General features: G+C 44.9%; 14 protein-coding genes. 10 read left to right on the top strand and 4 right to left on the bottom strand.

Annotated elements, in window-relative coordinates; all coding sequences use genetic code 11:
• From ACJ751_RS07520 to ACJ751_RS07500, 5 genes are all read left to right on the top strand, one after another.
• A partial coding sequence (locus ACJ751_RS07520) for a hypothetical protein (RefSeq protein WP_407744815.1) occupies window positions 1-277 on the top strand: 277 nt, incomplete at its 5' end.
• Window positions 278-607: 330 nt separating this feature from the next.
• Window positions 608-2,980, top strand: coding sequence for a TonB-dependent receptor (locus ACJ751_RS07515; protein ID WP_407744813.1), 2,373 nt, complete (start codon window positions 608-610; stop codon window positions 2,978-2,980).
• Between the two features lie 48 nt (window positions 2,981-3,028).
• Window positions 3,029-3,904, top strand: coding sequence for a DUF4249 domain-containing protein (locus ACJ751_RS07510; RefSeq protein WP_407744811.1), 876 nt, complete (start codon window positions 3,029-3,031; stop codon window positions 3,902-3,904).
• A gap of 194 nt (window positions 3,905-4,098) precedes the next feature.
• Window positions 4,099-5,631, top strand: a complete 1,533-nt coding sequence (locus tag ACJ751_RS07505) for a sensor histidine kinase (RefSeq protein ID WP_407744810.1) — start codon at window positions 4,099-4,101, stop codon at window positions 5,629-5,631.
• Between the two features lie 153 nt (window positions 5,632-5,784).
• Window positions 5,785-6,222 (top strand): response regulator, encoded by a 438-nt coding sequence (locus ACJ751_RS07500; RefSeq protein WP_407744809.1) that lies wholly within the window; start codon window positions 5,785-5,787, stop codon window positions 6,220-6,222.
• Between the two features lie 3 nt (window positions 6,223-6,225).
• Here the strand turns inward: ACJ751_RS07500 and ACJ751_RS07495 are convergent, their stop codons facing one another.
• Entirely contained in the window at window positions 6,226-7,665 is a 1,440-nt protein-coding gene (locus tag ACJ751_RS07495) for a PAS domain-containing protein (RefSeq protein WP_407744807.1), read from the bottom strand.
• Window positions 7,666-7,923: 258 nt separating this feature from the next.
• A complete protein-coding gene (gene mtaB, locus ACJ751_RS07490; protein ID WP_407744806.1) occupies window positions 7,924-9,213 on the bottom strand; it encodes a tRNA (N(6)-L-threonylcarbamoyladenosine(37)-C(2))-methylthiotransferase MtaB in 1,290 nt (429 codons plus the stop codon).
• Between the two features lie 164 nt (window positions 9,214-9,377).
• Between mtaB and ACJ751_RS07485 the strand changes: the two genes are divergently transcribed.
• The 3 genes from ACJ751_RS07485 to priA all read left to right on the top strand — a co-directional run bounded on the left by ACJ751_RS07485 (window position 9,378) and on the right by priA (window position 13,520).
• Complete coding sequence (locus ACJ751_RS07485) at window positions 9,378-9,857, top strand: DUF4258 domain-containing protein (protein WP_407744805.1); 480 nt, start codon at window positions 9,378-9,380, stop codon at window positions 9,855-9,857.
• Window positions 9,858-9,978: 121 nt separating this feature from the next.
• Window positions 9,979-10,725 (top strand): lysophospholipid acyltransferase family protein, encoded by a 747-nt coding sequence (locus ACJ751_RS07480; protein ID WP_407744804.1) that lies wholly within the window; start codon window positions 9,979-9,981, stop codon window positions 10,723-10,725.
• Between the two features lie 329 nt (window positions 10,726-11,054).
• A complete protein-coding gene (gene priA / locus ACJ751_RS07475) occupies window positions 11,055-13,520 on the top strand; it encodes a primosomal protein N' (protein WP_407744802.1) in 2,466 nt (821 codons plus the stop codon).
• An 86-nt stretch (window positions 13,521-13,606) separates the two neighbouring features.
• Here the strand turns inward: priA and ACJ751_RS07470 are convergent, their stop codons facing one another.
• The gene (locus tag ACJ751_RS07470; protein ID WP_407744801.1) at window positions 13,607-14,311 is read right to left on the bottom strand and encodes a hypothetical protein; all 705 of its coding nucleotides are present in this window, start codon (window positions 14,309-14,311) and stop codon (window positions 13,607-13,609) included.
• Between the two features lie 183 nt (window positions 14,312-14,494).
• Window positions 14,495-15,163, bottom strand: coding sequence for an NAD(P)H-binding protein (locus ACJ751_RS07465; protein WP_407744800.1), 669 nt, complete (start codon window positions 15,161-15,163; stop codon window positions 14,495-14,497).
• A gap of 22 nt (window positions 15,164-15,185) precedes the next feature.
• Here ACJ751_RS07465 and murB point away from each other — a divergent pair, with 22 nt between their 5' ends.
• Window positions 15,186-16,205, top strand: a complete 1,020-nt coding sequence (gene murB / locus ACJ751_RS07460) for a UDP-N-acetylmuramate dehydrogenase (protein ID WP_407744798.1) — start codon at window positions 15,186-15,188, stop codon at window positions 16,203-16,205.
• A gap of 54 nt (window positions 16,206-16,259) precedes the next feature.
• Window positions 16,260-16,690, top strand: a 431-nt coding sequence (locus ACJ751_RS07455) for a DUF6934 family protein (RefSeq protein ID WP_407744797.1), incomplete at its 3' end; no start/stop codon positions are given.

Genomic DNA, 16,690 nt, shown 5'->3' with positions numbered 1-16,690 from the left:
TATTAAGATCGATGTGGAAGGATATGAGCTGACTGTATTAAAAGGGCTGTCGCAAAAAGTTCCTTATCTCTCCTTTGAATGCCTGTTGCCCGATTGTAAAACAGAATTGCTGGATTGTCTTGCTCATTTATACCAATTAGATAATAAGATAGTGTTTAACGCCGCTTTTGAAGAAAGATTGGCGTTCGTAAATTTTCTTTCCTGGCATGATATGGTTACCTGGGTCACTAAAGATGCAAAACCCGGAGGTTTTGAGATAGTGGCCAAAATGGAATGATAACCTTTGCTTACACCCGTTAGTTCTCCTGTGCGAGATCGGTAAATTCTCGGTGAGTTATCGGCCAAATGGTCACATAACTCACCTTTTTATTTGAATTTTGCAATCTGATAAGAAATTATTCGTCTCCCCGTTTATAGGCGGGTAATTGGGTAGTAATGAATTTATCATGTAATATTTCCGTGGAGATTGCTACAAACTGTTTTTTCTTTGCAACGATGTATACGATTCTTGCCTCATATGTTCTTTCCGATAATAAAATAAGATTTTTTTAAAAACATATAGGGGTGTCCATCATCCCCGTTGTCAAATATGCTCAAACCACAATTTATGATTCGACAGTTGATGCGTTTTTCTCTTGTTCTAATATTATTAATGGTGTTTGCCATGGGTACGGTCCTGGCACAGTCCGGCAAATACACCATAAGTGGGTACGTTAAAGACGAAGGCAGTGGTGAAGTGTTGATCAATGCAACCGTTACCATGCAACCTGCCGGTGTGGCTGTAATGACCAATTCATATGGTTATTACTCCGTAACCCTGCCAGCAGGTAAATATACCATGCTCATCACGTATTCGGGCTATAAAACAACTCAGAAAGAAATTGAACTGAAAGGCAATACAACGGTTGACCTAACCCTGCCTGCCGGTGGCAAGGATATGCAGGAAGTGGTGATCACCGGTGAAAAAAAATTACGCCGTACCAACACCGTTGGTATGGGTATTCAACAGTTAAGCGCCGCTCAGATAAAAAAGATCCCTGCGTTTATGGGCGAGCCTGATGTAGTAAAAGCCCTGCTTACTTTACCGGGTGTTACTACCGTGGGCGAAGGCTCTTCTGGCTTTAACGTTCGTGGTGGTAATGTCGATGAAAACCTCATTATCATGGACGAAGCGCCGGTTTATAACTCTTCGCACCTGTTAGGTTTCTTCTCGGTATTTAATCCTGATGCGGTGAAGAACGTAACCATGTATAAAAGCGCCTTTCCCGCCGAATACGGTGGCCGAACTTCTTCGGTGCTCGATATCCGGATGAAGGAAGGTAACAACCAGCAATATCATGTAAATGGTGGTATTGGTAATGTGTTCAGCCGTTTGGCGGTGGAAGGTCCTATTCAAAAAAACAAGTCTTCTTTTGTGGTGGCTGCCCGCCGTTCGTACATCGACGTGCTGTCTAAACCTTTCCTGAAAAAAAGTGACCGCAACAGCACCATGTATTTCTATGACATTACTGCCAAATTGAATTATGAGTTAAACGAGAAGAACACCATTTACCTCAGTGGTTATTTTGGTCAGGATGTGTTTGGTTTTGGCGACAGAGTAAAATTCAAATGGGGCAATACCACCGGTACTTTCCGCTGGAACCACCTGTTTAACCGCAAATTGTTCTTAAATACCAGCGTATATTATTCTAAATACAATTACAGCCTGGCGTTTAAATCTGATGATGAAGTGCAACAGGGGTACGACTGGACCTCAGACATTCAAACCTATGGCATAAAGCCTTCGCTTACCTGGTTTGCCAGCAACAAGCATACGATCAAAACAGGGGTGAATGTCATTTATTATAATTTCTACCCCGGTAAAGGCGTAGCAAGCAGCGATGGCGCAAAAAATCAAATTGAACTGGATCGCCGGTATGGCGCCGAAACCGCCGCCTTCCTGGAAGATACCTGGAAGTTGAATCCCCAATGGCAAATACAGGCCGGCGTACGGTTGAACCGTTATGCTTACCTGGGCAACACCACCATATATCATTTCAGGGATACCACGGCCAATGTGCGCAAACCGCTCGACAATGCGGAGAACGTAACCAGCAAAAAGCCGGTTAATGACTGGGTATTCTTTGAACCACGTTTATCATTGCGGTATGAATTAATGAAGAACACGTTCTTCAAGGTTGGGTATAGCCGTACTACCCAGTATTTACACCTGTTGAGCAATACGGCTTCGCCAACACCGGTTGACTTATACTTCCCCAGCACCAACAACATAAAGCCATCTTTAACCGATCAGTATTCAGTTGGGTTTGTAACGCTGCCCAGCGGATGGCCGGTAGAGATCTCTGTGGAAACCTTCTACAAAAAGATGGATGATCTGCTGGATTATATCGATAATGCCGATCTGAACCTGAACCCGTTTGTTGAAGCCGATCTGCTTACCGGTAAAGGAAAAGCATATGGCGTTGAACTGGAGGTTAAAAAAGAGATCGGTAAATGGCAGGGTTGGGTAAACTATACTTATTCAAGATCGAGGCGCAAAACACCTGGCATCAGCAATAATGAATGGTACCTGAGCCGCTTCGACCGTACGCATGTGCTCAATAGTTGTGTAATGTATAACAGGAATGAAAAATGGTCATTCTCTGCCAACTTTACTTTTGGTTCCGGTACGCCTTCTACCTTCCCCGATTCGAAGTTGGATATTCAGGGTATGCCGATCCCGTATAACAGCACCAATAAACGCAACGGTTTCAGGTTACCTGCTTATCACCGTTTGGATGTGTCTGCTACCATGCAGGGACGCCAGGGTAAAAAAATGAAACAGGAATGGGTGTTTGGTATTTATAACCTGTATGCACATCAGAATGCATACAGCATCTATTTCCAGCAAAATAAAGATGAGCCGCAAAAGAAAGAAGCTATCCGCCTGTCGATCATCGGCTCGCTGATACCATCTGTAACCTGGAATTTCAAATTCTAAGTGAAAAAGAAAAAGTGTAGTCCATTCTTTCTAAAAAATAATAATACGATGCGAAATAAAGCAATCAAATATATCTCAGTTGTTCTGTTAGGTGCTTCCTTAACTGCCTGTGAACGGGTAATCAGTCTCGATTTACCCAATGGCAGCGGACTCCCATATGTTGATGCCTGGATCACAGATCAGCCCGGCGTGCAAACCATTAAATTTTTAAAGGCTACCGAATATATGAGCCAGACCGCTCCTGAAGCAATAGGGGATGCGCAGATCACGGTAACGGATGTTACGGCAGGTAAATCATATCCGTTCACCTATGCAAACGGTGCGTACAATTATGATGCAGGTGCTTCACAAATTGGAGTAGTAGGCCATACCTATAAATTAAGTATTGGCTGGAAGGGTGAGCAGTTTGAAGCTACTGACTCTCTGAAGCGTTCTTCTATCATTGACTCGCTCACTTCTCAATACAAGGAAGTAGATGGGGATGATAAAGCAGGATATTATGTAAAACTGTATGCGCATGACCCTGTTGGTGCAGTTGATTTTACCTGGATCCGTACTTACCGCAATGGCAATCTGAACTACTATGTGGGCGAGATGTTAGCCGCTGATGGTACATTTGGCAGTGGGGAAAATGACATTTCCGATGGCTTTACTTTTATTCCGCCTTTCCGCGATGGCGTTACGGCTGGTGAAAAGCCTTACGATAAAGGGGATGTGGTAAAAGTGTTGTTCCGCTCCCTGTCGAAACCTTCATATGATTTTATGCAACAGGTGCAGGCCCAGTTAACCAACGATGGGTTGTTTGGTAAAGTATTGACCAATGTGCCCGGGAATGTGTTCAACCTGCAATCTACCGGCAAAACAAAAATTTACGGTTGGTTTGGGACGGTAGCTGAGGTCTCTGCCACTAAAAAAGTTGAGTAGAATTTATATAGTTGACCAGAAATACAAAGGCGAGCTTCCCAATAATTGGGGTGCTCGCCTTTTTACTGATCAACTCGTCAACTGGTTAACTTGTCAACTTTTTACCCTAACTTACATATGATTGATTTTTACACTGATTAGGCTCCTCCTTATTACATTCCCGTTAGTAGCAACCAAACACTAAATCTATTTTCATGAAACAGGTTGCCGAATTCTTTAAGAAATTATTCGATTACTCCGACTGGCCGCCGCGCTGGCATTGTGGCAAATGGAGTGAATTTCATGGGTGGTTATATATAATTAGTGATCTCGCGGTGTGGAGCGCCTATTTTGCCATCCCCTTTATCATCATCCGGTATATTTCAAAAAGGCACGACGCCCGTTTTATCAGGTTATATTTTTTATTTGCGGGTTTTATTCTTGCCTGCGGCGCCACCCATTTTTTTGATGCCGTAACTTTCTGGTACCCCATATACCGGGTGAATGCCCTGGTGCGGGCCATTACCGGTATTTTAAGCTGGACAACCGTTTTCTACATCATAAAAGTATTACCGGTGGCCTTTACTTTACGTACTTCTGCCGACCTGGAAGCAGAAGTGGAACAACGTAAAAAGGCCGAAGAGAAGTTCAGGAACCTGCTGGAACTGGCGCCTGATTCTATAGTGATCATGAATGCAGCATGGGACATTCAACTGGTAAATGCGCAAGCGGTGAACATGTTCGGCTATACCCATTCTGAAATGACCGGGAAAAGAGTATGTATGCTGATGCCGCTTGATTTTGTTGATGTTAAACAATTACAAACTCCTGGCAATCGGATCACCATACGGGAAGAATTGATGGGTACCCGGAAGGATGGAACACAATTCCCGGTGGAGATAAGCCTGGCGCCGCTGGTAACGGAAGAAGGTTTGTTGATGGCTGCGGCTATCCGGGATATTTCTGAAAAAAAGCTACTGGAAAAAACGATCCGCGACGCCAACATCACGCTGGAGAAAAAAGTGCAGCAACGCACTGCCGAACTGGAAAGAAAAAATAAAGAGCTGGAGCAGTTTGCCTATGTTGCCTCACACGATCTGCAGGAGCCGCTGCAAACCACCTCGGGCTTTGTACAGTTACTACACAAAAAATACCATGGCCGCCTCGATGATACAGCCGATCAATACATTGATTATGTGGTGCAGGCTTCGGGCAGAATGAAAACATTGATCAAAGACCTGCTTGATTACAGCCGCATTGGCCGTGGTAACCAAAGCCGCCAGGTTGATTGTAACCTGCTATTAAAAGAAGTGCTGGCCGACCTGCATACAATGATCGCTGAGAACGAGGTGGTGATCGAGGCTGGCCGTTTACCGGTATTAAGCAGCGCATATCCCACCGAACTAAAATCCCTTTTTCAAAACCTGGTGAGCAACTCCATCAAGTTCAGAAAGCCTAACATAACGCCGGTGATACACATTGAGGCGTTTCAAACCAACGGATACTGGCAGTTCTCCGTACATGATAACGGCATCGGCATTGAAGATCAGTACCAGGAAAGGATCTTTATTATTTTTCAACGCTTACACAACCGGTCAACATACGAGGGGTCGGGTATAGGACTGGCGCATTGCAAAAAAATTGCAGAGTTACATGGTGGTAAAATATGGGTGCAATCAGAACCCGGGGCAGGAAGCACATTTTATTTCACCATTGCTGAAACATCAGGCAACCATTTGAGCCAATAGGCAATTGTTTTGGTAAGTTTTCCTAATATTAAATCGCTTTAGTATACCTAACGCATAAGTGAAAACGTATATGTCGATGAATTAATTACATTTTAATTCGGTTAATATTTTATCTTTATTGGGTTCCCTTATATAAGGGAATACCATCTTTTTATGAAGATGAAACTGAATTGCATTTTATTAATTGATGATGATGAACCCACCAATTTTTTAAACAAACTGGCGGTTGAAGAGGTAGCGTGTACGCATAATATCAAGATCATTCCGGGCGCCCGGGAAGCGCTGGACTACCTGTCATGCGCTGGCCAGCCTGCACCGTTAAACCAGGATTGCCCAACCCCTGAAATTATTTTTCTCGATATCAATATGCCCGCCATGGATGGCTGGGAGTTTTTACAACGATACGAAGCCCTGCCTGAAGCGCATAAAAGCAGCATCATTGTGGTTATGCTCACTACGTCCTTCAACCCTGAAGATGAATTAAAGGCCCGCAAAATACAAGCGGTAAAAGAATTCCGCAATAAACCGCTAACGCCTGCACTGCTGCAGGATATATTAAAGAAGTATTTTCCTGAAAGATACAATGGGTGAGGGTTACCCCGGAATTTCAATCTTCAGCACACATCCCTTTCCCGGTGCGCTGATGATCTCCATTTTTCCATTCTGCATTTCAACCCGGCTGATAATATTGTTCAACCCAATGCCCCGGTTCTTTTTACGGGTATCAAACCCAACGCCATTGTCTTTAATATTCAGGTGAAGCCAGTTGCGCATGGTCTTTAATTCTATCAAAGCTTCCGTGGCGCCCGAATGTTTTAAAATGTTGTTCAGCTGCTCCTGCACTATTCGGTACATGATGAGCTTTTTGTTGTTCGACATGTCTTCAATATGATGGTCGGTAGCTTTTATTCTGATCTTTAGTTCATTGGAGATCGTTATATTCTCTATCAGCTCCAGGAGGGCTTCTTTCAGGCCAATATCGCCCAGGGATGGCGGCACCAGGGTTTTTGAAAGAATACGTATTTCGTTAATGGCCTTGGAAATATTATCGTAACCCTTGCTTAGTAATTCCTTGCGATGGTCTTCTTCATTCAACGCCATATCAACACACAGTTTGGCGGTGGCCAGTATCTGGTTAATATTATCGTGCAATTCTCGGCCAATTTCCCGGCGCTCCTGTTCCTGGGTTTGAATGGTCACCTGCGTAATCAACTTCTGGGTCTCTATCTGGTTGCGCATCAGTTCTTCCTGCATTTTTTTGCGCTCGGTAATATCCATCATGGCGCCCAGGATGCGATAAGGTTTGTTGTGTTCGGTCTTTAAAATATAGCCCCGGTCGTACACGAATTTATAAACGCCGTTGGCCGATTTATACCGGTATTCTTCCTGCCAGTGGTCGCGGCCTTCGCGCATGCATTCATCAATGGTTTGTAAAATGCGTTCGCGGTCTTCAGGATGAATATGCTGGTGATGCCATTCAATAGTATTTTGAACATTGGTGGGGGCAAAACCAAAGATGGAAGAAATACCTTCGTTCCAAAGCACGTCGTTGGTGCGAAGGTCCCAATCCCAAATGGTATCACTGGTGGCTTTTATGAGGGTGTTGTACCGTTCAAAGTTCTCTACTACTTTTTGCAGGATCTTTTTACGTTCAATGCTGTACTGAATGCTTTTGGTAAGCACCTTTTCATCCAGCTCATCTTTCATCAGGTAATCCTGCGCACCCAGCGAAATGGTGTGTAAGGCAACCTGCTTGTCAAGCAAACCCGATAAAACAATAATGGGTATATGCCGGGCCTCTGCATTCAGCCGTTCAAAAGAATTAATGCCGTCACTATCGGGTAAACTCAGGTCAAGAAATATGAGATCGGGTTGGTGTTCGTGTACAAGACAAAGGGCTTCGCCGAGTCGTTCGGCCCGGAATATACTATTGGTGGGAAGCCTGCTTAATTTTAAATACTCACAAAAAAGAACAAAATCTGTTTCATTATCTTCTATCACCAATATATTTAACGGATGAGACGCTGGGAGCATAGCATTTTATTGAGTAGTGTATGTATGTACTACCCCAGAGCTTTTAACCATGTATTCCTGTTAGTGAATTTATATTATTACCGGGTTATTGCCAATAATAATTTTGCCGTTCACTATGATGCTGGTAACCGGGTGTAAGCTACTCCATTTGCGCAAATATTTTCGCATAATCATTCCCCAATGATAGGAGAAAATACTTATCCTATGCAAAAAATGATTAATCTATATATGTCGTAATTACGCGGTAGGGCGCACATATTACAACTTCCAGTCAACTATTTGATTCACCCATTCCTGTTTGTAAGGAGCTACTACCTTAATGTAGTTGTCGGTGTAACCTTCCATCATGCCGTTCTTGTCATTTTCTTCAAACAACACTTTGCGTGTTTGACCGGCATGCTGCTGGTTAAAGTACTGGCTTTTCATGTACGACAAATTGCGCAGTTTTTTATTGCGTTCGTGCCGTACAGGTATGGGAACAACGGGGCCCAGCGTAAGGGCGTGGGTGTTATCCCTTTCTGAGTAGGTGAATACGTGGAGGTAGGTTACATCCAGTTCGTGCAGAAAATTGAATGTTTCCTGGAAATCTTCTTCTGTTTCGCCCGGGAAACCAACAATTACGTCAACACCGATGGCAGCATGCGGCATCAGGGTTTTTATGAGTTTAACGCGTTCGGCATACAACTCCCGGCGGTAGCGTCTTCTCATTAATCCCAGCACCCGGTTGCTACCGCTTTGCAGGGGAATATGAAAATGCGGCATAAAGGTGTTGCTGTTGGCTACCAGTTCAATTATAGCGTTTGTCAGTAAATTAGGTTCAATAGACGATATGCGGTACCGTTCAACGCCTTCGAGTTGATCCAGCGCCATGGCCAGCTCATGAAAGTTCTCTTCGCGGTTATGCGGACTGGTGCTGTTCGCATCGTTTTGGCCTTTTCCAAAGTCGCCCAGGTTCACCCCGGTAAGCACGATCTCTTTTACGCCATTGGCGGCCAGCTTTTTTACATTCGCCACCACGCCTTCAATTAAGTCGCTGCGGCTTTTGCCCCGCGCCATGGGTATGGTGCAAAAAGAACAGTTATAATCACAGCCGTCCTGCACTTTTAAAAAGGTGCGGGTGCGGTCGTGGATGGAAAAGGAAGAATGAAAACCGCTCACCTCCTCAATATCGCAACTGCATATTTTAGCGGCATCGCCTTTCGTGAGCTCTTTTAAGTGGTGGGCAATGTTGAATTTTTCGGCAGCGCCTAACACCATATCCACCCCGGGGATGGAGGCAATTTCTTCAGGTTTCAGCTGGGCATAACAGCCGGTGATCACCACCAGGCTTTCCGGCGATTTGCGTTGAATACGCCGTACCAGTTGCCGGCATTCCTTATCGGCATTATCTGTCACCGAGCAGGTGTTTATCACATACACATCTGCAATATTTTCGAAAGCTGTCTTTTCAAACCCTTCATTTTCAAGCATACGCGAAAGGGTAGAGGTTTCTGAAAAGTTCAGCTTACACCCTAAAGTATGAAATGCCACTGTTTTTTTTGAGCCCATAACGGGCGCAAAGATAATTAATTTAAATAAAGGCAGAGGGCAGAAGGCAGAAGGCAGAAATACCGCGACGCCAGAATCCCACTTGATTTCCTTGTTAACTTGTCAACTTGTTAACTGGTCAACTCGTCAACTTTCTCAACCCTATCCACTATCTTGCTTCTCTTATGAAAAGAGTACTAACTGGTTTCTTCTTATTGGCTTACCTTTTAATAGCTGCTTGCCAAAATAATCCCAGTTCCGGGAACGATCATCCCGGTTCCGGCAATGAATACACCCACGCTGGTAAAAAGGGTAAAGGCCCGGCCCGGGATAATTATCCCAAAGAAGAAGATAATGTTCGTACTGGTACTACAGATGAGGAAGTTATCAACCGCCATCCCGGCCACCTCATTTACACCAAACATGCACGTTGCCGTATGGATTGCCGCCACATCGATGAGTCGGAAGTGGAGGAAATACTTGAAAAAGGACGCATCAATTACCGCAAAAGCGAGCCCGCCGGCCGACCCGACCCCAAATATGCCCTGGAAGGAACTACCCACGACGGCCAGCAGGTGCGTATTATCTTTGCGCCCGCCAAACGGGGCATGGTGGTTATCACTGTCATTGACCTCGATAATGAATGGAGCTGCGATTGTAGATGAAATAAGAGCATATAAATTGATCTGAATCAATACTTTTTAAATGCTGCCCCCGTTTCTTAAGGTTGCATTTATAGGTTGCGTTTTTCCTTAATATTAAGTCCGTACAACTATTTCAATACACATGAGGATCCTTCGTTTTATTTATTGCCTGTATGCACTGGTCATGTTTGTCCTTTGTATGCTGCTGGTTATTCCACCGGTTGTGGTAGCATCGTTTTTTGGCAAAGTACGAGGGGGGAATATTATTTACCGGCTCTGCAGTTTTTGGGCAAGGTCGTGGTTCTTTCTGGCAGGCATCAGGCACCGGAATTTTTATGAGCATCCCCACGATAAGAACAAACAATACATTTTTATTGCCAATCATATTTCTTACCTCGATGCGCCGGTGATTGTACGGGCGCTTAACCAGCGGGTGCGGGCATTGGGCAAGGCCGAAATGTCGAAAGTGCCCCTGTTTGGTTTTATTTACCGCAATGCGGTGGTTACGGTCGATCGCAGCAGCGCAGCCCACCGGGCCAATAGTGTGCGTATTTTAAAGTCGGTGATCAAAAAGGGTATTTCGATCTTTATATTCCCCGAAGGCACGTTCAATGAAACCAATCAGCCGTTAAAAGGATTGTACGATGGTGCATTCCGCATAGCCATCGAAACGCAAACGCCCATAAAACCCTTGTTGTTTTTAGATACCTGGCATCGCATGCACTTTGGATCGGTTTTCAGTTTAAACCCCGGCCGCTGCCGCACTGTGTTTTTAAAGGAAATACCAGTAACCGGGCTTACGGGAAAGGATGTAGAAGCGCTAAAACAACAAGTGGCGCAGGTTATGGAACAAAAACTACGAGAGTATAAGGCCGGTTGGATTACATAGTTCCGGTTTCAGGTTCAACGTTAAGTTCATAGGTTCGTAAGTTATTGGGTTCTTTGGTTTGTTAGTTATTGAGTTCTTTAGTTCCAGGTTATCTGAAGTTTGAGCGTAGCGAAGAGATAGAACTTGCCGGGTTCCGATTTTGGAAGTGAATCCCGAATTTCGCGAACCCTTTCACGTTTCACGACCTGCCTCCTGGTCAACTGATCAACTGGTTAACTGGTCAACTACCACCTGCATATATCCACAAAACAACCATCTTTCCCCCGAGCCCTTTATCAACCTGTCAACTATATCAACTAGTCAACCAACCTTCGTATCTTGAGCCACGAATGAGCAGCTCCGTATTGTACGCAGAAGTAATAATTCCACTGGCCTTACCCAAAAATTACACCTGGTCGGTGCCTGAGCCATTGCGCGACCAGATAAAACCCGGCGTGCGGGTGGAGGTGGTATTGGGCAAGAACAAGAAATACGCCGGCGTGGTTAAACGGTTACATCACGAAAAACCCGAGGCGTTTGAAGCAAAGGATCTTCTCAACATCCTCGATGCCGAACCGGTTATTTTTCCCCAACAACTGAAATTATGGGAATGGATCGCCCGCTATTATATGTGCAGCGAAGGCGAAGTGATGGCGGCCGCACTGCCTGCCCATTTTAAATTAAGCAGCGAAACCGTATTGATGTTCAATGAGGAGTTTGGCGATAATTTTTCCAGCCTCGATCATGATGAATACCTGGTAGGAGAAGCCCTGTTGCTGAAAAAAGAATTGAAGATCGGCGAGGTGCAACAGATCCTCGATTCCAACCGCGTGTATCCCGTTATAAAACGGCTCATCGAAAAAAAAGTGTGTGTGGTTTGGGAAGCCCTGAAAGAAACCTGGTCGCCCAAAAAGGAAATTTTTGTTTTGCTCAACCACAAATACGACAATGAGGAGGAGTTGTCTGCCTTGCTGAATGATGATAAAAAACTGCAGCGGGCCGAAAAGCAGTTGGAACTGTTGCTGAGTTACCTGCACCTGGTAAAAACACAGGGCGAAGTAACCAAACCTGAATTGCTGAAGAAAAGCGGCGCTTCGGATACGCAGTTAAAAGGACTGGTTGATAAAGGCATTTTGTGGCTGGAGAAACGGCAGGTCGACCGCCTGCAATACCTGCCCCGCAATATTCAAATAGATTTTGAATTAACCCCTGCGCAACAACGCTCTTTTGACGCCATTACCGAACAGCTGGTTAGCAAACCGGTGTGCCTGCTGCATGGCGTTACATCCAGCGGTAAAACACAGGTGTACGTCAAGGTCATCGAGCAGTACATCCGGCAGGGAAAACAGGTGCTTTACCTGTTGCCAGAAATAGCATTGACCTCACAGGTTATCCGCCGGTTGCAAAAGCATTTTGGCGGGTATATTGGAATATATCATAGCAAATTCAACCAGAACGAACGGGTTGAGATCTGGAATAAAGTAAAGACCGGCGAGTTGAAAGTGGTGCTTGGCGCCCGCTCATCGATCTTTCTGCCGTTTACCGATCTGGGTTTAATAGTAGTGGACGAAGAGCATGATACCTCGTATAAACAGCAGGACCCCGCGCCGCGTTATCATGCCCGTGATGGCGCTATTTATTACGCCTCTTTGTTCAGGGCGAATGTTTTATTGGGCAGCGCCACCCCTTCGGTAGAAAGCTATTTCAATGCCCAATCGCAAAAGTATGGACTGGCTGTACTGGGCGAACGTTTTGGCGGGGTGCAGTTGCCGGCCATCGACATCATCGATACCAAAAAAATGTTTGGGGCCGATAAGAACAAGATCATCATAACGCCCCCGTTAAAAGCCGCCATCGACCAGTCGCTGGAACAGGGCAAACAGGTGATCCTTTTCCAGAACCGGCGTGGGTATTCGCCCTACCAGGTTTGTCAAACCTGCGGCTGGATACCGCATTGCAAGTATTGCGACGTTACCTTAACCTTTCATAAGAACACCCATAAACTGCATTGTCACTATTGCGGTACCGTATATCCGCCGGTGCATGCCTGCCAGGCTTGTGGCAGCGATAAATTTTCCCAGCGCAATTTTGGGACGGAACGAATTGAAGAACAATTGGAAGAAATGTTCCCCAATGGACGCGTGGCCCGTATGGATATTGACAGTGTGCGTGGTAAAACAGCGCACGATAGCCTGATCCAACAATTTGAACAGGGCCGGCTTGACATACTGGTGGGCACGCAAATGGTTGTAAAAGGACTTGACTTCGAAAACGTGAACCTGGTTGGCATTCTGGATGCAGACAGCCTGCTGAGCTTTGCCGATTTCAGGGTGAACGAACGGGCTTTTCAACTAATGGAGCAGGTGAGTGGCCGGGCGGGTCGAAAAGATAAACAGGGCAAGGTATATATACAGGTTTCCAATACACAACACCCCGTGCTGTATTATGTGCAGCAACACGATTATGGATTGTTCTACAACCAGGAAATTGAGGGCCGGAAGGTGTTCTTTTATCCGCCGTTTGCACGGCTTATCATGCTTACGTTAAAACATAAGTCGAAGGATGTGGTAGAGGCGGCTGCCCAAATGATGGCGTTCTCCATGCAGGGCGACTATGGAAAATACCTGGTGGGACCGGCAGAACCGGTGGTGAACCGCGTGCGCAACCAGTACCTGATGGAATTGCTGATAAAACTGCCAAAAGATGGTGAGCTCATACAACGTTGCAAACGGTTTGTTCTGGAGCAGATAGCCATCCTGCACAATGATAAAAAGTTCAGAAGTGTGGTTGTGATCCCCGATGTGGATGCGATGTAAAGCAATAAACGAATTAAAAATAAAAGCCCCGGTCTACCAATTGGCTGACCGGGGCTTTCTTATATACGTATACTAAACTTTAGCTATTAGCCAGGCATAATGCCGCCGCCGCCGGTATTGCCGCCGTCATTTGGGCAGGTTAAAAAGCCTTTGTCGGTAGAGCCGTTGTCGAAATTCTCATTGATGGAAGTAGCTGTTTCAACAATTTGTTGTGGAGTGAAATCTTTGCTACAGCCGCCCAATACTTCTTCACCGATGGCAAGAAAATCAGCTACGGTATTGCCTTTGAAAGGTCCGCTGCCAATGATCATATCACCCAGTGCTACTGATGACTGACCAAAATTGGCATCAGCATAATCAAAGCCTACTGATAATTTCAGGGCAACCAGTTGTCCTACCAATACATTTTTAAGCGAAGCGGGGTCAGTATAAATGGCGGTTAAAGCCGCGCCAGGCCCACCAGCAGGTAACAGATCAGTAACAGCCTGGGCCGATGTTAACTTCACATAAAACTTGCCGGGATAACAACCTACTGTTAAATACTCACCAAATGCTGACTGAAAGTTAGCGTGTAAATAAGTACCGGGATTGTTTCCGGCGGGCGATGCGCCCCAGCCACCCTGGGTATAGGTACGCAATTGTCCGCAGGGAGTAGCAAGGGTAACAGCGGACCTGGAGGAAGTCTCAGTGCTTAAATCAGCTTTCGCACTTTTCGACATTTCTTTCTGACAGGCAAAAAGAAGGCTGGCCACCATAACGGTTGCCGAAAAACGGAGGAACGTTTTTTTCATAATTTCTAATGTTTTACGAAGGGTATATGATTCATGATTAACTATCTAATGCATATGTAAGTGTATATACTTAACAGCTTTAGATATTAATTTATGCCCAAAAGTAATGGCGAATTTTAACCTACGCAATCGTAATACTTCGAATGTTAATATGTTTTTTGCCTAATGTGTTTCGGAAAATCCTTACGCTATTAAAGCTTTCATTTCGTCGTATTCATACATATGTACGCCGGCTATTTCCCTGTTGGCGGCGGCCACCATTGATTTGGCAACATCGGCTGCCTGAATAGGCTTGTATTTGCGCCAGGCGCCGATCAATAGAAAGGAGACGGCTTTTATTACCACACCACCCATGCGTTCACCCAGCCTGAATTCTTCTCTTTTGCCCAGTAGCAGGGATGGCCGGAAGATATGAATGCTTTCGAAGGGAAGGGCGGTAATGTCTTCTTCAATACACCCTTTTAATTGCAGATAAAAATTAGCGGCAACCGGGTTGGCCCCAATGGCCGATACCATCAGGAACTGGCTAAAGCCATGCTGAACGCCCAGGCGGGCAGTAATGATGGGAATATCGTAGTCTACTTTGCGGTATTCAGTTTTATTACCTTTTACTTTTTTGCGGGTGGTGCCAACGCAACAAAATATTACGTCGCCGATATCGATCCTCGCTGCAATGTCTTTTTCATCATTAAAATTTACGACCTGAATGTCGGCCTTTGGATGATTAAGTGTTAGGGGTCTGCGAACTAATATCCTGACTTTGGTAAAGAATTCGTTTTGTAACAGTTCCTGTACCAGGTGCTGACCAATTAATCCGGTAGCTCCCAGTACAACGGCGGTTTTTCGATACATAATTTGTTATTTTGCCCTGCTGATGACGCAAATTCAACAAAATATTCCGCTCCGGCAATACAACACACTGGGTATTGACCTATTAGCCAGGTACTTTGCCGCCTTCACTTCGGTTGAAGAACTGAGTGAATTGATAGAAAATAATCCCAATACGGGAATCGCGCCGCTAATTTTGGGCGGTGGCAGTAATATTCTTTTTAAAGGTCATGTGAATGGGTTGGTGCTAAAAAATGATATTCCGGGGTTGAATATCGTAAAAGAAGACGCCGATCATGTGTATGTAAAGGCCGGGGCAGGAGAGGTCTGGCATACATTCGTGCAGTTTTGCCTGCAACAAAACTGGGCGGGGGTAGAAAATCTGTCCCTGATACCCGGTTGCGTAGGGGCCAGTCCCATGCAAAATATCGGCGCCTATGGCGTGGAGATAAAAGAAGTATTTGAAGAACTGGAAGCGTTTCATGTCTATGATAGAAAAGTGCATGTTTTCAGGGCCGGCGATTGCGCTTTTGGGTACCGCGAAAGCGTGTTCAAGGGAAAATACCGCAACCAGTATGTTATATTGAATGTTACCTACAGGCTGAATAAAAGGCCGGCCATCAATACCAGTTATGGTGCCATTGAACAGGAACTGGAACGGATGGGTGTGCAGGAAGTAACGATACAGGCTGTTTCACAAGCGGTGATCAACATCCGAACATCCAAACTGCCCGATCCCGCGAAGATTGGCAATGCCGGTAGCTTTTTCAAAAATCCATCCATTGATGCTGCGCTCTACGGACAATTGAAGAAACAATACCCTAACATTGTTGGCTATCCCAATGCTGATGGAACAATTAAACTGGCGGCAGGCTGGTTAATAGAACAAAGTGGTTGGAAGGGCTATCGCCGTGGCGACGCCGGTGTACACGAAAAGCAAGCGCTGGTGTTGGTGAACTACGGCAACGCTAGCGGTCAGGACATTTATGACCTGAGCGAAGACGTAATGAAGAGTGTTCACGAGAAATTTGGGGTGGAGTTGGAACGGGAAGTGAATGTGGTGTAGGGGTTACACTAATGAATAGTTGAAATTAACCGATTTAAAACGGATTATAAATTATTGAAATCAGTTTCTTTGCCGGATGAAATTGCCGGTATGACGATTAATCATTATGACTATCTGGTTAGTGAAGATAAATTTAACTATGAATTTTTAAGTGAAGGTCCAAAGGGAAAAATCAGAAAGGTTGTTTTCTTTACATGCATAAACCAGGAAAATTTTTCCTTTAATTTAGCTTTTGGAGATTTGGATGAAAATGGCATCTTCAATGATTTAATTGTCAGTAATAATCATGATGCAGAAAAGGTTTTAGCAACGGTAGCCAGGGCTGTTATATCATTTACAAATTTATACCCCAAGGCTATTATTTATGCGGAAGGCAGTACTCCATCCCGAACACGCCGTTATCAGATGGGAATCAATAAGTTTTGGAAAGAAATAGTGTTAGATTTCTATGTTTATGGGCTTATTGATAAAGACTTCGAGCCTTT

It is taken from the genome of Niastella sp. (assembly GCF_045805085.1).
In the GTDB taxonomy this organism is placed as follows: Bacteria; Bacteroidota; Bacteroidia; order Chitinophagales; family Chitinophagaceae; genus Niastella.
This window is presented reverse-complemented; position numbering and strand designations above follow the sequence as displayed.